General features: G+C 70.4%; 15 protein-coding genes and 3 tRNA genes. 11 read left to right on the top strand and 7 right to left on the bottom strand.

Annotated elements, in window-relative coordinates; translation table 11 throughout:
* Window positions 1-293: 293 nt before the first annotated feature.
* The 4 genes from OHA30_RS15025 to OHA30_RS15010 all read left to right on the top strand — a co-directional run bounded on the left by OHA30_RS15025 (window position 294) and on the right by OHA30_RS15010 (window position 2939).
* Window positions 294-1229: a methyltransferase domain-containing protein gene (locus OHA30_RS15025; RefSeq protein WP_328914344.1), complete on the top strand. Its 936-nt coding sequence runs from the start codon at window positions 294-296 to the stop codon at window positions 1227-1229.
* Window positions 1226-1510: a hypothetical protein gene (locus OHA30_RS15020; RefSeq protein WP_328914343.1), complete on the top strand. Its 285-nt coding sequence runs from the start codon at window positions 1226-1228 to the stop codon at window positions 1508-1510. The genes OHA30_RS15025 and OHA30_RS15020 overlap by 4 nt, the downstream gene beginning before the upstream one ends.
* Window positions 1511-1614: 104 nt before the next feature.
* Window positions 1615-2154, top strand: a complete 540-nt coding sequence (locus OHA30_RS15015; RefSeq protein ID WP_405785580.1) for a DinB family protein — start codon at window positions 1615-1617, stop codon at window positions 2152-2154.
* Window positions 2151-2939 (top strand): hypothetical protein, encoded by a 789-nt coding sequence (locus tag OHA30_RS15010; RefSeq protein ID WP_328914341.1) that lies wholly within the window; start codon window positions 2151-2153, stop codon window positions 2937-2939. Before OHA30_RS15015 ends, OHA30_RS15010 begins: the two co-directional genes overlap by 4 nt.
* Before the next feature lie 183 nt (window positions 2940-3122).
* Here the strand turns inward: OHA30_RS15010 and OHA30_RS15005 are convergent, their stop codons facing one another.
* On the bottom strand, window positions 3123-4643 hold the full coding sequence (locus OHA30_RS15005) for an AAA family ATPase (protein ID WP_328914340.1): 1521 nt from the start codon (window positions 4641-4643) through the stop codon (window positions 3123-3125).
* Between the two features lie 231 nt (window positions 4644-4874).
* Here OHA30_RS15005 and OHA30_RS15000 point away from each other — a divergent pair, with 231 nt between their 5' ends.
* The 5 genes from OHA30_RS15000 to purM all read left to right on the top strand — a co-directional run bounded on the left by OHA30_RS15000 (window position 4875) and on the right by purM (window position 9207).
* Window positions 4875-5078: a DUF4177 domain-containing protein gene (locus OHA30_RS15000; protein WP_328914339.1), complete on the top strand. Its 204-nt coding sequence runs from the start codon at window positions 4875-4877 to the stop codon at window positions 5076-5078.
* 104 nt (window positions 5079-5182) lie between these two features.
* Window positions 5183-6001, top strand: a complete 819-nt coding sequence (locus tag OHA30_RS14995; RefSeq protein WP_328914338.1) for a maleylpyruvate isomerase family mycothiol-dependent enzyme — start codon at window positions 5183-5185, stop codon at window positions 5999-6001.
* Window positions 6002-6094: 93 nt separating this feature from the next.
* Window positions 6095-6445 carry a PH domain-containing protein gene (locus OHA30_RS14990; RefSeq protein ID WP_328914337.1) on the top strand — a complete coding sequence of 117 codons (351 nt, stop codon included), beginning with the start codon at window positions 6095-6097 and terminating at the stop codon, window positions 6443-6445.
* A 115-nt stretch (window positions 6446-6560) separates the two neighbouring features.
* Window positions 6561-8078 (top strand): amidophosphoribosyltransferase, encoded by a 1518-nt coding sequence (gene purF / locus OHA30_RS14985; RefSeq protein WP_328914336.1) that lies wholly within the window; start codon window positions 6561-6563, stop codon window positions 8076-8078.
* A 61-nt stretch (window positions 8079-8139) separates the two neighbouring features.
* Complete coding sequence (purM, locus tag OHA30_RS14980) at window positions 8140-9207, top strand: phosphoribosylformylglycinamidine cyclo-ligase (RefSeq protein WP_328914335.1); 1068 nt, start codon at window positions 8140-8142, stop codon at window positions 9205-9207.
* 98 nt (window positions 9208-9305) lie between these two features.
* Here the strand turns inward: purM and OHA30_RS14975 are convergent, their stop codons facing one another.
* Complete coding sequence (locus OHA30_RS14975; RefSeq protein WP_328914334.1) at window positions 9306-9572, bottom strand: DUF3073 domain-containing protein; 267 nt, start codon at window positions 9570-9572, stop codon at window positions 9306-9308.
* A 366-nt stretch (window positions 9573-9938) separates the two neighbouring features.
* Complete coding sequence (locus tag OHA30_RS14970; RefSeq protein WP_328914333.1) at window positions 9939-11081, bottom strand: Leu/Phe/Val dehydrogenase; 1143 nt, start codon at window positions 11079-11081, stop codon at window positions 9939-9941.
* A 207-nt stretch (window positions 11082-11288) separates the two neighbouring features.
* Here OHA30_RS14970 and OHA30_RS14965 point away from each other — a divergent pair, with 207 nt between their 5' ends.
* Both OHA30_RS14965 and bldC read left to right on the top strand, forming a co-directional pair.
* The gene (locus tag OHA30_RS14965; protein WP_328914332.1) at window positions 11289-12134 is read left to right on the top strand and encodes a hypothetical protein; all 846 of its coding nucleotides are present in this window, start codon (window positions 11289-11291) and stop codon (window positions 12132-12134) included.
* Between the two features lie 586 nt (window positions 12135-12720).
* Entirely contained in the window at window positions 12721-12927 is a 207-nt protein-coding gene (gene bldC, locus OHA30_RS14960) for a developmental transcriptional regulator BldC (protein WP_003949541.1), read from the top strand.
* 774 nt (window positions 12928-13701) lie between these two features.
* Here the strand turns inward: bldC and OHA30_RS14955 are convergent.
* From OHA30_RS14955 to OHA30_RS14940, 4 genes are all read right to left on the bottom strand, one after another.
* Window positions 13702-13776, bottom strand: a tRNA-Asp gene (locus tag OHA30_RS14955).
* A gap of 149 nt (window positions 13777-13925) precedes the next feature.
* Entirely contained in the window at window positions 13926-17921 is a 3996-nt protein-coding gene (gene hrpA / locus OHA30_RS14950; RefSeq protein ID WP_328914331.1) for an ATP-dependent RNA helicase HrpA, read from the bottom strand.
* A 240-nt stretch (window positions 17922-18161) separates the two neighbouring features.
* Window positions 18162-18235: transfer RNA gene (locus OHA30_RS14945), tRNA-Phe, on the bottom strand.
* A 4-nt stretch (window positions 18236-18239) separates the two neighbouring features.
* Window positions 18240-18314, bottom strand: a tRNA-Asp gene (locus OHA30_RS14940).
* Window positions 18315-18614 lie beyond the last annotated feature (300 nt).

Genomic DNA, 18614 nt, shown 5'->3' with positions numbered 1-18614 from the left:
CCCCGACTCGAACATGCTGCCGTTCGTTCTCCACCTCGACCATGGATTCCCCTCTCGTGCCGGTGGACCTGACCGACGCGGCCTGACCCGGGCCCGTTCGCTTTTCGGTGGTGCGGCGCCCGGCAACGGCCGCCGCACCATCCGTTTGGCGAATTCCTGTTCCGTCTGCTGTCGCCCAACCCGCGCGCTCGGGGCCTGCGGTTGCATATCGATCTATACGCGAAAGTCGCCGAGTGGGAATCCCGCTGGGGAGGACCGCTTGTCGCAATCGCGGATTACCTCGAAGGGGAGAAATGACAGGAAACCCGGAAGGCGGCCGGCGCCTGTGGGAAGCGCGCGTCGGTCTCGTACGGCGAATGGAACGAGGCAGCGTCGTCCTGTCGGCCCGTCTGGCCGAGGCGTTTCTCAACGTACCGCGGCATCCCTTCGTCCCGGCCTTCTATCGCAGGGACGGTCCGAGGTTCACGCCGTGGCGGGGCATGGACGAGGACGCCGATGCCTGGGTGGCCCAGGTGTACACGGACGACTCGCTCATCACCGAGGTCGACGGGGTACACGCGGAGGAGGCCGGGCCGGAAGGCGTCACCGGGGTCCCCACCTCCTCCTCGACGGCCCCGAGCCTCATGGCCGACATGCTCGACGCCCTCGACGTGCGTAACGGGTCCCGTGTTCTCGAGATCGACACGGGCACTGGATACAACGCGGCGCTCCTGTGCCATCTCGCCGGGGCGGGGACGGTCACGACGGTGGACCGGACAGAGCGGCTGACGTCCACGGCTCGGGACCGGCTCACGGCATTGGGCCTCGCGCCCGAGGTGCGCCATGCCGATGGATCGGAAGGGCTGCCCGGATCGGCATCTTTCGACCGCGTCATCGCCACGTGTTCGGTGCGGCGTATTCCGGCGGCGTGGTGGGACCAGTGCGCGCCCGGAGGGCTGATGGTCGTTCCGATCAAAGGTGCCCTCGCGGGCGGAATGGTCGCCCGGCTGCAGAAAATATCCGACGGTACGGCCGACGGCCGGATCATGCACACCCCGGCCGCATTCATGCCTCTTCGGTCCGGTCGGTGGGAAGCATCGGAAATTCCCGTGAACCGGGAGAGAGCGAGTCGGGTATCGGAATTGTCCGGGAGCGTGCTGGACGACTGGACCTTCTCGTTCTTCGCTCAACTGCACATGACCGCGACCACGGTTCGTGAATACGGACTGATGCCGATGGCGCCCATGTGACGACCCTTTTCGATCCGGCGGACGGTTCGTACGCACGTATCGCCGACAACAGGCCGGGATCCGGTGCCGAGGGTGCCACCGTGGTGGCGGCCGGGCCACGGGATCTCTGGGAGCCGATCGAGACGGCCCGCAGCCAGTGGTTGAGCCTGAACAAGCCGCGGCGTGAGTGGTTCACCATCAGCGTCACCCCGGAGCGTCAGACCGTCGGATACGTCACGCCGGACGGACGGGTTCTGCGCTGGGATCTCCTGCCGGTGGCCACCTCGGCAGCGCCCGGCTGAGCCGGATCCGCCGGAACAGCAGGAGGCCATGGGGCCGTCCTTCCGGGGTCGGCGGGTGCGGTTGTCCGGGGTATGGGGGAGGCAGGCAGACTGGGGGCCGACGGATGGTCGGACCGGGAGGGGTACGCACAGTGAGTACGACGGATGAACGGGTCGGGCCGCCCGCCACTGGTGGCGAGCGGGAGACGTTGCGCGGGTTTCTCGACTACCACCGCGCGACGCTCGCGATGAAGTGCGACGGGCTGTCCGACGAGGAGCTGCGGCGCCGCTCGATGCCGCCCTCGACGCTCAGCCTGCTCGGTCTGGTCCGCCACATGGCCGAGGTCGAACGCATCTGGTTCCGCCGGGTCATCAACGGCGAGGACGTGCCGGTCGTCTGGTCGCCGGACGGCGACCTCCAGGTGGCCTACGACGCGACCGGCTGCTCGCGCGAGGAAGCCTTCGCCGCCTGGCGGAACGAGGTCGAACACGCCCGCCGGATCGAGTCCGACGCCCCCTCTCTCGACGCCGTCGTGCGCAACCCCCGCTCCGGAGAGGACGTTTCCCTGCGCCTGGTGATGAACCACGTGATCCAGGAGTACGCCCGCCACAACGGACACGCCGACTTCCTCCGGGAGGGGATCGACGGCACGGTCGGCGCGTGAGCGCGACGCCACCGGCGGTCACGGTCGGCCGGGCGCGGGCCGCCGCGACCCGCTGGGTGGCCGAGCACGCCGCGGCGGAAACCGGCTACCGGGGCGCGTACTTCAGCGGCTCCACGGTCGGCGCCCCGCCCGACTCGCTGCTCGCGCCGACCTCCGACGTCGATGTCGTACTCGTCCTCGAAGCAACCGAGTTGGCGTCCAAGCCGGGCAAATTCCGTGATGAGGGCGTCCCGTTGGAGGTCTCGTACGTCCCGTGGGCCGAACTCTCCTCCCCGGAAGCCGTCCTCGGCTCCTACCACCTGGCCGGCAGCTTCCGTACGGACGCCGTCATCGACGACCCGACCGGACACCTCCGGGCCCTGCACACGTACGTCGCCCCGCGGTTCGCCGACCCGGAACACGTCGAGCGCCGCTGCCTCGACGCCCTCGGCCGGACCTTCGACGCGACCGCCGCCGTCGCCCGGACGCCGTTCCTCTTCAGCAGCGACATCACCGCGGCCGCGCGGCCGATCGCGATCGACGGCAGCCGCGCCCTGATCGACCGCGGCGACCACCGCGAGGCCGTCTTCTGGATCCTCGCGACCTACGCCCGCTGCCAGACGATCCTCACGGCGGACGCCCCCGCGCTCGCGGCGGACCTGGAACGGCGATTCCGCGCGGCCACAGCGGAGTTGGCGAGCGTCCCGGACGCGCAGTCCCTCCCGGACCGCGCGGCAGCGGTCACCGCCTTCCTCCCGGACCTGTGGACCACGACCCAAGCAATCCTCGCAACGCCGAGGGACTGACCGAGACCCGCTGTACGGTCGGCGACGGCGGGGCCCTATGCAGAGGCCCGGACCGAGGCCGGCGGGCGGGCGGATCTGCTCGCCGAGGTCTGGGGCGCGCTGGCCCCCGAACTGCGGGTGGCCGCAGCCACGTTCACCCCCGGCGCACTCGCCGACGCGTCGCTCCACCACCGGTAGCGCCGGTCATCCGCCGCCGTCCACCGGCGCGTCCCCGTACAGCGCCGCGAGGTCGATCAGCAGCAGGTCGCGGCGGGCGGCCGCCGCGCGCCGTACGTCGGGGTGGAAGCCGTGCAGGGAGTACAGCGCCAGGACGGCGTCCTCGGTCCGGTGGCCGAGGTCCGTCAGGAGGCCGCGGATGTGTTCGAGCCGCTCGACGTCGTGCGGCCCACGCGGCTGGACCGTGGCCTTGGCCTCGCCGATGAGGGTGATCCGCGCGTGGGCCGACTGGGGACGCGTACCGGGAGCGAGGGCGAGGACATCGACCTCGTGCTTCGTACGGGCTGCCGGATCGGGCACCTCGGTGGCGCCCACGGCACCGATCCGCACGGCGGTCTCCTGCGGCGCGTGCGCCCGGGTCCAGGTCCGGGCCAGTTCCTCGAAATGCGGGCCGAGGATTTTGGAGTGAAAGGTGGGGCGCGACTCCTGCCAGGCATCCGCCGCCCGACCGTGTTCGATCATCCCGACGAGTGGCAGGGTGATCAGCTGATTGAAGCGGATCACCGGGTCGGCGACGGTGATCACGGGGTTGCGGGCCTTGAGCAGATCCTGCTCCTTGCGCAGATATCCCGTGGACTCCAGCACGTCGAGAGGCGCGGCCACGGCCGAGCGCGGACGTTCCAGCAGCCCGCCGATCCTGGCCGGGGTCGTCGCGCCCTGGGCCACCGCGGACAGCAGGTCGTAGTAAAGGGTGCGATGAGTGATCCGCGGGTCCTCGCGCAGCAGGAATTCGGCCTCGGACCGCGAGTAGAGGGCGCGGCCGGGGTCGAGAAGCGTGCGCTGCACCCATCCGTCGAACTCCCCAGGGGTCTGCGGCGCCGCGCCCGGCGCGAGCGGCCGGTATCCGGGGGCCCCGCCCAGACACGCGTCGACCAGCACGGCGGTCCCGGCGTCGGCGACCTGCCAGTGGGCGCGGGCGGTGCGGTAGCCGAACGCGGGCAGGCGCAGGTCGAGCACCGCCCGGCCGCGCAGCGGTTTGCTGCCCGAGAGCAGTTCGCTCATCACGCTCATCGCCGAACCGCACAGAACGATCCGGCCGCCCGGGCCCCGGCCCGACTGCGAGCGGTCGTAGAGCAACTGGAGCAGGCCCGGGATCTCCGGGGAGTGCTGGAGCAGATAGGGCAGTTCGTCGATCACCAGCAGAGGCGCCCCGGGCACGCGGTGCACCACGTCCAGTGCGGTGGACAGCACTTCTTCCCATCCGCCCAGGCGCAGCGCCGTGGCCGGCACCCCGGCGTGCTCGGCCACCGCCTCGCTGAACCGCCGCAGGGCCGGCACCCGGCCCTCTTCCTGCACGGCGGCCAGATAGAGCCCTCCCGCCGCCTGGGTGAGCGCTTCCAGCAGGAACGACTTCCCGTTGCGCCGCCGCCCGGACATGATCGCCAGGCGCAGCTGGGGAGCCGGATCGGCCACGAACTCCCGCAGCAAGGCCCACTCGCGGTCGCGGTCGAGTACCCGGGAGGGCTTGACGAGGTCTTGTTCAGGCATGGGGGTCCGAATCTCGTTCAGGCTGGCCTATACAGAATCCGTTAAGGTTGACCTTAACAAACCACAGCCGTCGTAGCCGGGGCGCGGGGCGGCGCGTCCGATGAGGCAGGGCGGGCCTCCGTGGGGGGAGGGCCGTAGGCGGCGTCGGGCGCTGACTCGTGGGGGCTTCCGTGGTTGGGTGGGGCAGGCATACGTATGACCGTAGGAAACACACAGCGAGGGGCTCGGTCCATGTACGAGTACAAGGTCGTCACTTTCCGCGAATCGCTCATCGGCGACGCTCTGGACAGCGACAAGCTGGAGAAGACGCTCAACAAGCACGCGGGCGACGGCTGGGCGCTCAAGGCCATCACCGCCGCCGAGGTGAAGGGCCGCATCGGCCCCGGCGCCGTCGAGGGCCTTCTGCTCACCTTCGAACGCCCCCGCCAGGGCTGACCCCCGCGAACCTTCCGCCGCGAGGACGGACGAGGACGGACGAGGGCGAACGAGGGCGGACGAGGACGAACACAGCGGCCGGGCGCGGCGGTTACGCTCAGGGCATGCCGCCCGAGAGCCGCCGCCGCGCTCGCACCTATGACGCCGACCGCACCTGGCAGGCGCTGCTCGCCCAGGTCGAACACGTACGACACGCCGTACGGGAACTGACCCCCGCGCAGTGGGCGGCGGCCTCCGGACTGCCCGGCTGGGACGTACGGCTGCTGGTCGCGCACATCACCCGGCAGATCGAGGCCGTACGGACGCTCCTCGACGAGGACCCGCCGCCCCGGACGTCCCCGACGCGCACCCGCCTCACCGACCTCGACACCTGGGCGCTGTCCACGGCCGCCGTCGCCGACCTCCTCGACGCCTCCACCCGCCGGGCCGCCGAGGCCACCACCGACCCCGTCGCCGCCCTTGACGCGGAGGCGGAGCTGCTGGCCGGGCGCCGGGCCGAGGCGCTGAGCGCGGACCGCCTGCTCGCCCACCCCTTCGACGGCATGCGCGCCCTGGACTTCACCGTGACCCGCCTCGTGGAGCTGGTCGTGCACAGCGACGACCTCGCCCGCGCGACCGGCGTGGACATCCCGCTCGACAGGCACGCGCTGGCCGCGGTCGTCCGTCTGCTGGCCGACGCCCTCGCCACGAAGGCCCCGGGCAACTCCGTCGAGGTCCGGGTCCCGCCCTACGCGGCCGTCCAGTGCGTCGAGGGCCCCCGCCACACCCGCGGCACCCCGCCCAACGTGGTCGAGACCGACCCGCTGACCTGGATCAGGCTCGCCACCGGCCGCATCTCCTGGAGCCAGGCCATCGACGAGGCCCGCGTCACGGCGAGCGGCGACCGCGCCGACCTGGGCCCGTATCTCCCGGTCATGGGGTGAGGCGGCGATGATCGCGAACGGGCGCAAGGCGATACGTCACACCTGGGGCCCGGCCTTCTCCTGTGGTACCTCGCCTTGATTTCGATCATGATCATGCCGGGACTCGTCATGGAGGACATCCACCGCTTCTCCTGGCGGCTCGTCGGCATGCAGGTGCTCGGCTTCGGGGGCTACTTCTTCTTCTTCTTCTTCGCGATGCTGACCTCGGCCGCCTGGCGGATCACCGCCACCCCCGAGGGCCTGCGGGTCCGTACCGCCTTCCAGGCCCGGACCGTGCCCTGGGAGGATCTGACCCGGGCGGAGGCCAAGGTCGGCTCTCTGATCCTCACGCAGTGCGGCGGCAAGCGCGTCACGGTCGGTTACACAGTGTTCCGACGGGTCCGCCCGATGGCCGCCGAGATCACCACGCTGATCCGCGAACCGGCCCTTCGTCCGATCGTGTGACGGCCAAGGGCGTACGTCACATGCCCTTGTGCCCCAAGGCACTACGCGCATAGCGCCCTGGAATGCGAGGGTCCCTCGTTCGGACGATGGGCAATCCTGCCCTAGACTCGTCATCGTGCCTCGTGGTGACGGACGACTCAGCCACGACCTGCTCCCCGGCGAGAAGGGCCCCCAGGACGCTTGCGGCGTCTTCGGTGTCTGGGCCCCCGGCGAAGAGGTCGCCAAGCTCACCTATTTCGGGCTGTACGCCCTGCAGCACCGTGGACAGGAGTCCGCGGGAATCGCAGTGAGCAACGGCTCCCAGATTCTGGTCTTCAAGGACATGGGCCTGGTTTCCCAGGTCTTCGACGAGACCTCCCTCGGCTCCCTGACCGGCCATATCGCGGTCGGTCACGCCCGCTACTCGACCACCGGCGCCTCGGTGTGGGAGAACGCCCAGCCCACCTTCCGCGCCACCGCCCACGGCTCGATCGCGCTCGGCCACAACGGCAACCTCGTCAACACCGCCGAACTGTCCGAACTGGTCGCGAAGCTGCCGCAGGGCAACGGCCGGGCCACCAAGGTCGCCGCCACCAACGACACCGACCTGATCACCGCGCTGCTCGCGGGCCAGGTCACCGACGACGGCACCGCGCTGTCCGTCGAGGAGGCTGCCCACCAGGTGCTGCCGCGGCTCAAGGGCGCGTTCAGCCTCGTCTGGATGGACGAGCACACCCTCTACGCCGCCCGCGACCCCCAGGGCATCCGCCCGCTGGTCCTGGGCCGCCTCGAACGCGGCTGGGTGGTCGCCTCCGAGACCGCCGCCCTCGACATCTGCGGCGCCAGCTTCGTCCGCGAGATCGAGCCCGGCGAGCTGATCGCGATCGACGAGAACGGCCTGCGCACCTCGCGTTTCGCCGCGGCCGCGCCCAAGGGCTGCGTCTTCGAGTACGTCTACCTCGCCCGCCCCGACACCGACATCGCGGGCCGCAACGTCTACCTCTCCCGGGTCGAGATGGGCCGCCGCCTCGCCAAGGAGGCACCGGCCGACGCCGACCTGGTGATACCGACCCCCGAGTCCGGCACCCCGGCGGCGGTCGGATACGCCGAGGCCAGCGGTATCCCGTACGGCTCGGGCCTGGTGAAGAACAGCTACGTCGGCCGTACGTTCATCCAGCCGTCGCAGACCATCAGGCAGCTCGGCATCCGGCTCAAGCTCAACCCGCTCAAGGAAGTCATCCGCGGCAAGCGGCTGGTGGTGGTGGACGACTCCATCGTCCGCGGCAACACCCAGCGCGCCCTGGTCCGGATGCTGCGCGAGGCCGGCGCCGCCGAGGTGCACGTGCGGATCTCCTCGCCGCCCGTGAAGTGGCCCTGCTTCTTCGGCATCGACTTCGCCACCCGCGCCGAGCTGATCGCCAACGGTATGACCGTCGAGGAGATCGGCACCTCGCTGGGCGCGGACTCGCTCGCGTACATCTCGCTCGACGCGATGGTCGAGGCGACCACGATCGCCAAGCCCAACCTCTGCCGGGCCTGCTTCGACGGGGAGTACCCCATGGAGCTGCCCGACCCCGAGCTGCTGGGCAAGCAGCTCCTGGAGACCGAGCTGGCCGGGGGCGCGGACGCCGCGGACGCCCTGCGCCGCCCGTAGGGCTCACCAGGACCTCGCCGGACCGGCCAACCGTACGAACGACACGAAGGTTCCCCCAGCTATGTCTGAGACAACCGGTGCCAGCTACGCAGCCGCAGGCGTCGACATCGAGGCGGGCGACCGCGCCGTCACCCTGATGAAGGAGTGGGTGCGCAAGGCCACCCGCCCCGAGGTGGTCGGCGGCCTGGGGGGCTTCGCCGGGCTCTTCGACGCCTCCGCTCTCAAGCGCTACGAACGCCCGCTGCTCGCCTCGGCGACGGACGGCGTCGGCACCAAGGTGGACATCGCCCGGCGGATGGGCGTCTACGACACCATCGGGCACGACCTGGTCGGCATGGTCGTGGACGACCTGGTGGTGTGCGGCGCGGAGCCGCTGTTCATGACCGACTACATCTGCGTCGGCAAGGTCTACCCCGAACGGGTCGCCGCGATCGTCAAGGGCATCGCCGAGGGCTGTGTGCTGGCCGGCTGCGCGCTGGTCGGCGGCGAGACCGCGGAGCACCCCGGGCTGCTGGGCGCGGACGAGTTCGACGTGGCGGGCGCGGGCACCGGCGTGGTCGAGGCGGACGCCGTGCTGGGCGCGGACCGTATCCGTACGGGCGACGTGGTGATCGCCATCGAGTCGTCCGGACTTCACTCGAACGGGTACAGCCTCGTTCGGCATGTTCTCTTCGATCGCGCGGGATGGGCGCTGGACCGGGAGATCCCGGAGTTCGGCCGCACCCTGGGCGAGGAACTGCTGGAGCCGACCAGGATCTACTCGCTGGACTGCCTCGCGCTCACCCGTACGGCCCAGGTGCACGCCTTCTCGCACATCACCGGCGGCGGACTGGCCAACAACCTGGCCCGGGTGATCCCGGACGGGCTGCGGGCCACCGTGGACCGCTCCACCTGGACGCCCGCGCCGGTCTTCGGTCTGATCGGCGAGGTCGGCGGGGTCGAGCGGCTGGAGCTGGAGAAGACCCTGAACATGGGCGTGGGCATGATCGCCGTTGTGCCCCAGGAGGCCGTGGACGTCACCCTGGCGGTCCTCGCCGACCGCGGTGTGGGTGCCTGGGTGGCCGGCGCCGTCACGGCGCGCGAAAGCGGCGCAGCGGCCGTGGAGCTGATCGGCGACTATGCCGGCTGACCAGCTCTCCCATGGGCTGCTACGCCCGGTACTGCCCGTAGGCGACGACGAAACCCGGTCCGGGGCGGGCCCCGGACCGGGTCAACGTGATGGCGGCGTCAAGCGCGACGGCGCTGCGACGAGGACTGCTGTGACGGGGACTGCTCGTCCTCGTCGTCCTCGTCGTCGTTGTACCGATCCGCGTACTGAGCGTACGGGTCGTCGTCCAACTCCTCGTCATCGTCCTCGACAGGCTCCGGATTAACCGGCCTCGACGGCGATGCGCCCAGCTCTTCGGCCAGACGTGAGAGATCCGTGCCGCCGCTGTTGTACTTCAGCTGGCGGGCGACCTTCGTCTGCTTGGCCTTGGCCCGGCCGCGCCCCATGGCTCGACCCCCTCAACGGCGGGGCTCGACGGCCCCGAGTCTTGACACGCGTTCATGAATCGGAGCGGCCTCCCCGGAGAGAGACCGGCCCGTAGGCCCTCAACGGTACCTGCTTCCGACGCCACACGGTACGCCGCCCGCACGAAGCGCGTCGGAACAGGCGTCATCGACGGCCCTGTCCTGCCTGGTCAGACCCGATTTTACCTTCTTCTAGCGCGAACTTGCTATCGGGCCGTGCTGTCGGTCACGCCAGTCGCGTCAACCCCGCCTGTACCGCACCGCCGGAGGGCGGCTTCGGCACCCGGAATCCACCCGGAAAGCGCCCGGCGACCGCCCGGAATCCACCGGGCGGTCGCCGGGCGGCCGTCAGGAGGCGTCCGGGCGCAGCCAGCGCGCGGCCGGGGTCCGCTCGGCCATCCGCTGCTCCGCGAGCCGGTCGGCGGCCACCGCGGGCGGCACCCCGTCGGCCTTGGCACGATCGAATATGGCCAGCGTCGTGTCGTAGATCTTCGTCGCCTTGGCCTTCGCCCGGTCGAAGTCGAAACCGTGCAGCTCGTCGGCGACCTGGATGACACCGCCGGCGTTCACCACGTAGTCCGGCGCGTAGAGGATGCCGCGGCCGGCCAGGTCCTTCTCGACACCCGGGTGGGCCAGCTGGTTGTTGGCGGCGCCGCAGACGACGGTGGCGGTCAGCGCGGCCACGGTGGCGTCGTCCAGCGCGCCGCCGAGCGCGCAGGGGGCGTAGACGTCCAGCGGGGAGCGCACCAGGACCTCGGCGTCGACGACGGCGGTGACCTCGGGGTGGCGGGCGATGATCCGGTCGACGGCCTCGGCGCGGACATCGGTGATCACGACCTCGGCGCCGTCGTCGATCAGGTGCTCGACCAGGTGGTGGCCGACCTTGCCGACGCCGGCGATCCCGACCCGGCGGCCGCGCAGCGTCGGCTCGCCCCACTGGATCTTCGCGGCGGCCCGCATGCCCTGGAAGACACCGAAGGCGGTCAGCACGGAGGAGTCCCCGGCGCCGCCGTTCTCGGGGGAGCGGCCGGTGGTCCAGCGGTTCTCGCGGGCCACCACGTCCATGTCGGCGACGTAGGTGCCGACGTCGCACGCGGTGACGTAACGGCCGCCGAGCGAGGCGATGAACCGGCCGTAGGCGAGCAGCAGCTCGTCGGACTTGAGGGTGTCGGGGTCGCCGATGATGACGGCCTTGCCGCCGCCGTGGTCGAGCCCGGCCAGCGCGTTCTTGTACGACATGCCGCGCGCGAGGTTGAGCGCGTCGGACACGGCCTCCTCGTCGGAGGCGTAGTCGTGGAATCGGGTGCCGCCGAGGGCGGGGCCCAGGGCGGTGGAGTGGATCGCGATCACGGCCCGCAGGCCGGTGGTGCGGTCCTGACAGAGCACGACCTGCTCGTGCCCGCCCTGCTCCGATCGGAACAGCTTGGCGAGGACGTCCTGCGTGGAGCGGTCGTCGGTCTGACGTACGTCGGTCACGGTGGTGACTCCCATAGTCCAGTGGTCCCATTGGGTCGGGTGTCGCGCCCCCCGTACGGGTGGCGGGAGGATCGATGGGCTCAGGGTAGGCCCTGGCGCCCCGATCATGGAGGGTGGTCGGTCAGGCCCGTCGGCGGTGTGCCGGCAGTGGCCGGGATCACCTCCCGCGGCGCCGGGCGCGTGGGACGATCGTGGAGTCGGTACGGCTGCGAGGGAGCGGGTGTGGGCGGTTCACCGGTACTGGTCCCGTACGCGGCGTATTTGCGCGTCTACGAGCCACTGGCGGCCTTCCCCGAGCCCGAACGCACGCACTGGTACCGCTACGCGGCCGCGGACCCTGTACGGACCGCACAGGACGAACTGCGGCAGTCGCTCGCGGACCTGGTCCCGGTGCCGCCGGTGGCCGTCCCGGTGCACGAGAGCCGGGAGGCGTACGTGGCCGTGATCGGCGGCGTCACGCACGTCTGCCCGTGGCGGACCCGGCTGCGCGGCTGGCTGGCGCTCGAACAGCTCGGCGGGCTGCTGCCGGGCCCGGTGCTCGACGTGATGCTGCCGCCGGTCGTACGGGAGCAGGCGGCGGTCGACCACGAGACGTGGCGGGAGCGGAATCCGGACGCGCGGCCGTGGATCCGCTCGGCCACCTGGCATGTGCCGGTGCGCTGGTTCGCGCTGGTCGCCGACGACGAGCGGGAGTACGAACCGGCGGGCGCGGGCGAGTCGAAGGAGCCGCTGCTGCGGTACCGCACCCCGATGGTGCAGGCACGGCGTCGGGTGGCGCGGGCGCTGCGGGTGCTCAAGGACTCGCTGGAGGAGGGCCCGTTGATCGACGGGCTGATCGATGTCGGGCGCTGGCTGGAGGAGTTCCACCCGCGCTCGCTGGTCGAACTGGACTACGGCGGGCTGGTCCACGCGATGGGCGACGAACGGCTGGCGGCCGACCACTCGGCGGCGGACGTGGCCGAGGGCCTGGCGGCGCTGCGCGCGGGGGACCCCGGGGCGGCGGGCGCGGCGTACGAGCGGCTGACCGAGCGCTGGCGGGCGGTCCGCGAGCTCCAGTTCGCGAGCTGAGACGTACGCCGGGCGGCCGGCGGCGGACGCGGGTGGGTCTCGTCACGGGGTGGAGCCGGCGCGGTGTTACGGGTGGGGCCTGTGGGGCGGGGGTCGCCGGTCTCTCGCTGTCGGGCATCTGACGGACTGTTGTCTCCTGGTGCGTCTGGTGTTGTCTCCTGCCCGGTTCGATGCCGCTGTTTGCCCTCGCTAGTGGTGCTATTGGCCCAAGCGTGACGCAGAGCACGTAACCGGACTCTTGCCTGCATCACCATCTGTCATGCCAAAATGGGACATCGGGTCCGTCTCGGACTCGATTCGAAGGTGGGGATGTGGCAGGTGATTGTGCTGTGACTGATCGTCACGTTGGGGTGACTGTCCGCTATGGCACGGTCCATCGGCTTCCGTCGAGGTTCAACACCTGAGAGGGCAAATCCATCGGTTTGGCCGACGCGGCTGGACGGATGGTGTAGTTGTAGTGCCGAGGACAAGCCGTTCGTCCTATTACCGACTCGGCCCGCGTTCCCTCATTTCGGGCAACGCGGGTCAAGGTGCAGAATTTAGAGGAAAGAACCGCGTTGGTTCGGTTCTCTCGAGGAGGCCGCTCATGACCGCTCGCACCCCTGATGCCGAGCCGTTGCTTACCCCTGCCGAGGTCGCGACCATGTTCCGCGTCGACCCCAAGACGGTCACGCGCTGGGCCAAGGCCGGCAAGCTCACGTCCATCCGCACGCTCGGCGGCCACCGTCGCTACCGCGAGGCGGAGGTCCGCGCATTGCTTGCGGGCATTCCGCAGCAGCGCAGCGAGGCCTGACAGCCCTTTTGGGCGGCTTATGGGGCCCCCACCCCAAACGTCGCCCGTCCCGACGGTCTTCCCGCCCCAACGGGGACACCGAAGGGTGAGCACGCTCAGCAGTACCGCTTCTTTGTGAAGCACACAGGGTTTACACAGCTTTACCTGTTCTACCAGCTTCACCGGGATCGCATCGGACTCCGCCGGGTCCGATGCGGTCCCTTTTTCATGGTTTCGCTCGCGGGAGTGACGGGGTCTGTGGGGTCACCGGGGCTGCTGTTCGTCAGTGCCGGAGTCGTCCTCGGGGACGTGCAATTGCACATATTAAATCGAGAGTGCTCCGGAGGGGTCCAGGTTCCCCGGTTTTCCGAAGAGTTGTAGTGACTCCCGTCACATGTGGTGGTCTTGTGGATCTTGGGAAGGTTGCGGTAATGAACTCCACCGCGTGATCAGGGTATTGAAGTGGCCGGGGAACCGCGTGCTGCGACCCGCGGGCCGGGCCTCCGAGTGCCGGACTCGCGTACAGGTCTTGTGCGCCGTAACCGCTTGCCGGAGGCGTGTGCCGAAACTGCCTGTCGGGACCGCGTGCAGGGGGCACGTGCCGGGGCCGGTGCGGAATCCGCGTTTCGGGCAACGAGAAACGGCCCGCTCCCGTTTCCGGATGCGAGCCGTCCAAGCAATGCGGTCCCGACGGGATTTACCGTGCCTGATGTGCGGCTGCGCCGCGGGCGCGGCCTCCGTGGAGGACGCAAGTCGGCCCGCGTCCCCTGGGGGGCGCGGGCCTCTTGTATGGTGCGGTCCTGACGGGATTTGAACCCGCGGCCTCCACCTTGACAGGGTGGCGAGCACTCCAAACTGCTCCACAGGACCTGGTGTCGCAGCCGCCTTCCGCGCGGTGAGCGCCTGGCTGCGAGACAGACTCTACAGCAGCTCAGGGGGTGCGGTCGAACCCGTTCGCGGGCTGCGCCGGGAGGCGGGCCGGCGCCGTACCCCCGCCCCGGCCCCGGCCGCTCGGCGGCTCAGCCCCACGCCTCGTCCAGGGCCTTGAAGATCCGCTTGTCGGACACCGGGAACGCCGTGCCCAGCGCGTGTGCGAAGTAACTCACCCGCAGTTCCTCGATCATCCAGCGGATGTCCCGTACCGCGGCCGGCACCGGCCGTCCCGGGGGCTGCGCGGCCAGCAGCTCCGCGTACTCCGCCTCGATCTCGTGCACCTTCTCCATGCGCGTGGTGTCCCGCTGCACGGCGGTCGGCATCTGCTGGAGCCGGCGGTCGACCCCGACCAGATACCGCAGAAGGTCGGGCAGCCGCCGCAGACCGGTTTCGGTCACGAATCCGGCGTGCACCAGGGCGGCGAGCTGACGCTTGACGTCCTGGAGGTTCGCCACCAGCACCAGGCTGGTGGTGTCCTTCAGCCGGCGCTCGCACGACTGCCAGGCGGCCAGCACCTGCTGGACCTGCTGCACGCTGCGGGCGGTCAGCTCGACCAGATCGGCCCGTACCGCGTCGTAGAGCTTGCGGTACGCCTCCTCGTCCCAGGCCGGCCCGCCGTGCTCGGCGATCAGCCGGTCGGCCGCCGCGGTGGCGCAGTCCTCGAACAGCGCCTGCACACTGCCGTGCGGATTGCGGGACAGCGCCAGCTTCTGCTGGTTGGACAGCCGGTCGGCGGCGAACTTCGCCGGGTTCACCGGCACGTTGAGCACGATCAGCCGCCGGGTGCCGCGCCACATCGCGGCCGTCTGCTCGGCCTCGGTGTCGAAGAGCCGTACGGCCACCGTCGCGCCCTCGTCGACCAGCGCCGGATACGCCTTGACCGGCTGCCCGGCCCGGCGCGTCTCGAAGGTGCGGGGCAGCGTGCCGACCGTCCAGTCCTTCAGCCCGGTGCGCTGCTCGACCGAGGCCAGTGCCGGGTCGGAGGCGCTTTCGAAGGCCCGGGTGATGGCCTCCCTGGTCTTCGGCTTGAGCCGCAGCCTGAGCGCGTCGAGGTCCTTGTCCTCGGCGATCTTCCGGCGCCGCTCGTCGGTCACCCGGAAGGTGATCTTCAGATGGTCCGGAATCCTCGCCGGGTCGAAGTCCTCCGCGGTGACCGGCACACCGACCATCCGCTGCAACTCCCGTGCCAGCACGGCCGGCAGCGGGTCCGGGCCCGCCACGACCCGCTCCAGGAACGTCCTCGCGTAGTTCGGCGCGGGGACGTAGTGCCGGCGGATCGGCTTGGGCAGCGAGCGGATCAGCTCGGTCACCACGCTCTCGCGCAGGCCCGGGATCTGCCAGTCGAAGCCGTCGGACGTGACCTGGTTGAGCACCTGGAGCGGGATGTGGACGGTCACACCGTCGGCGTCCGCGCCCGGCTCGAACTGGTACGTCACCCGGAACTTGAGCGCGCCCTGCCGCCAGGAGTCCGGGTAGTCGGCCTTGGTGACCGCCTCCGCGTTCTCGTTGATCAGCATGGAGTGCTCGAAGTTGAGCAACTCCGGTTCCTCGCGGCGGCGGTTCTTCCACCAGGAGTCGAAGTGGGCTCCGGAGACCACCTCTTCGGGCAGCCGGGCGTCGTAGAAGTCGTAGAGCGTCTCGTCGTCGACGAGGATGTCCCGGCGCCTGGCCCGGTGTTCCAGCTCCTCGACCTCGCCGAGCAGCTTGCGGTTGTCGTGGAAGAACTGGTGGTGGGTGCGCCAGTCGCCCTCGACCAGGGCGTTGCGGATGAAGAGCTCGCGGGAGACCTCGGGGTCGATCCGGCCGTAGTTCACCTTGCGCTGGGTGACGATCGGGACGCCGTAGAGCGTCACCCGCTCGTACGCCATCACCGCGGCCTGGTCCTTCTCCCAGTGCGGCTCGCTGTAGGTGCGCTTGACCAGGTGCTGGGCCAGCGGCTCGATCCACTCGGGCTCGATCCGGGCGTTGACCCGCGCCCACAGCCGGGAGGTCTCCACCAGCTCGGCCGACATGATCCAGCGCGGCGGCTTCCGGAACAGCGCGGAGCCCGGGAAGACCGCGAACTTCGCGCTGCGGGCGCCCAGATACTCGTTCTTCGCCGCGTCCTTGCCGCCCTCGACCCCCGCGTTCTTGAGCCCGATGTGCGACAGCAGCCCGGCCAGCAGTGACACATGCACCAGCTGGGGATCGGCGGCGGCCTCCGACTCGGCCGTGTCGATGCCGAGTTGCCTGGCGACCGTACGCAACTGGCTGTAGATGTCCTGCCATTCGCGGATCCGCAGGAAGTTCAGATACTCGCTGCGGCACATACGGCGGAAGGCCGAGGAGGACAGTTCCTTCTGCCGGTCCCGCACATAGCTCCACAGAGTGAGGAAGGAGAGGAAGTCGCTGGTCACGCCCTCCTTGCCCGAGTTCGCCAGGAAGCGGGCGTGCTGCTGGTCGGCCTGCTGCTGCTTGTCCGCCGGGCGTTCGCGCGGGTCCTGGATGGACAGCGCGGCGGCGATCACCATGACCTCGTGCACACAGCCGTTGCGGTCGGCCTCCAGCACCATCCGGGCCAGCCGCGGGTCGACCGGGAGTTGGGCGAGCTTGCGGCCGGTCGCCGTGAGGCGCTTGCGCGGGTCCTTCTGCTGCGGGTCGAGCGCGCCCAGCTCCTCAAGGAGTTGGATGCCGTCCTTGATGTTGCGGCTGTCCGGCGGGTCGATGAAGGGGAACTTGGCGATGTCGCCGAGCCCGGCCGCCGTCATCTGGAGGATGACCGAGGCCAGACTCGTCCGCAGGATCTCCGCGTCGGTGAACTCCGGCCGCGACAGGAAGTCGTCCTCGTCGTAGAGCCGGATGCAGATGCCGTCCGAGGTACGCCCGCAGCGGCCCTTGCGCTGGTTGGCGCTGGCCTGGCTGACCGGCTCGATCGGCAGCCGCTGCACCTTCGTACGGTGGCTGTAGCGCGAGATACGGGCGGTGCCGGGGTCGATCACATAGCGGATGCCGGGGACGGTCAGCGAGGTCTCGGCGACATTCGTGGCCAGTACGATCCGGCGGCCGGAGTGCCGCTGGAAGACCCGGTGCTGCTCGGCGGAGGACAACCGGGCGTACAGCGGCAGGACTTCGGTCGAGCGCAGCTGTTTCTTGTTCAGCGCGTCGGCGGTGTCGCGGATCTCCCGCTCGCCGGAGAGGAAGACCAGGATGTCGCCCGGACCCTCGGCCTGGAGCTCGTCGACCGCGTCGCAGATCGCGGTGATCTGGTCCCGGTCGGCGTCGGCGACGTTCTCCTGCCCCTCCTGGACCTCTTCCAGCAGCGGCCGGTAGCGGACCTCCACCGGATACGTACGCCCGCTGACCTCCACGACCGGCGCGTCGCCGAAGTGGCGGGAGAAGCGCTGGGGGTCGATCGTCGCCGAGGTGATGATCACCTTGAGGTCGGGGCGGCGGGGGAGGAGCTGGGCGAGGTAGCCGAGGATGAAGTCGATGTTGAGACTGCGCTCGTGGGCCTCGTCGATGATGATCGTGTCATAGGCCAGCAGCTCGCGGTCGGTCTGGATCTCGGCGAGCATGATGCCGTCGGTCATCAGCTTGACCAGCGTGGAGTCGCCCACCTGGTCGGTGAAGCGGACCTTCCAGCCGACGGCCGAGCCCAGCGGGGTGTCCAGCTCCTCCGCGACGCGCTCGGCGACCGTACGGGCGGCGATCCGGCGCGGCTGGGTGTGGCCGATCAGGCCGCGAACGCCCCGGCCCAGCTCCAGACAGATCTTGGGGATCTGCGTGGTCTTGCCCGAGCCCGTCTCGCCCGCGACGATCACCACCTGGTGGTCGCGGACCGCGGCCAGGATCTTGTCCTTCTTCTGGCTGACCGGCAGCGCCTCGGGATAGGTGATGCGCGGCACGGCGGTCCTGCGGGCGGCGACCCGCTGCTCGGCGCGCTCGATGTCGGCGCCGATCTCGGCCAGGACGGCGGCGCGCGCCTCGGGTTTGCGGATCCGGCGGGCGCCGTCGAGCCGCCGGCCGAGGCGCTGCTCGTCGCGCAGGGTGAGCGCGGGCAGCCGTCCGGCCAGCTCGGCTGGGGAGGGGGGTTGGGTAGACATACGGGCCCCAGCATCGCACCTGGCGGTGAGCCGGGGCGAACCGATTTCCGAGGGGTGGCGGAGGTCTCAGGGCGTACGGGAGGGGTGCGGGCGGGCGCCGGCCCGCGGGTGGGGGTACGGCGTGGCGGGCGCGGCCGAGTGAGCGGCGGGCGCGGCGTGGCGGGGTCCGACCCGGTGGGGGCGTGTGGCGCGGGAACGACAGAGGGCCCGTCTCGTGGAGACGGGCCCTCTGTCGTGCGGTGGCTGGGGCCGGGGTCGAACCGGCGACCTACCGCTTTTCAGGCGGTCGCTCGTACCAACTGAGCTACCCAGCCGCAGCGGTCCTGACGGGATTTGAACCCGCGGCCTCCACCTTGACAGGGTGGCGAGCACTCCAAACTGCTCCACAGGACCTTGCTTTGCGCAGTGCGCGAGACAATTCTTGCACAGCCTCGCCCGTGCTCCGAACCGTTGACCGCTGCCGGTGAGTGACCGTGTGATCACGCTGAGGCAGCCGGACGTCGCTGAATCAGCGTATCAGACCTCGGAGATCCCCTCGCACAGGTGATCGTCGGGTGGTCGGGCGGGTCGTCGCCGGGGGGTGGCGGGTGATCGGCGGGGCCGGCGGGGGGTCGGCCGACGGCTTCGGTGTGGTCGCCGGGGCTTCGGAAGGTCCCGGGTGGCCGAAAACATGACCGCGGCTGCCGATGGCTG

The sequence above is a fragment of the Streptomyces sp. NBC_00223 genome, from assembly GCF_036199905.1.
Lineage (GTDB): Bacteria > Actinomycetota > Actinomycetes > Streptomycetales > Streptomycetaceae > Actinacidiphila.
Note: the sequence above shows the minus strand (reverse complement) of the source record. Positions and strands in the feature narration are given on the sequence as shown.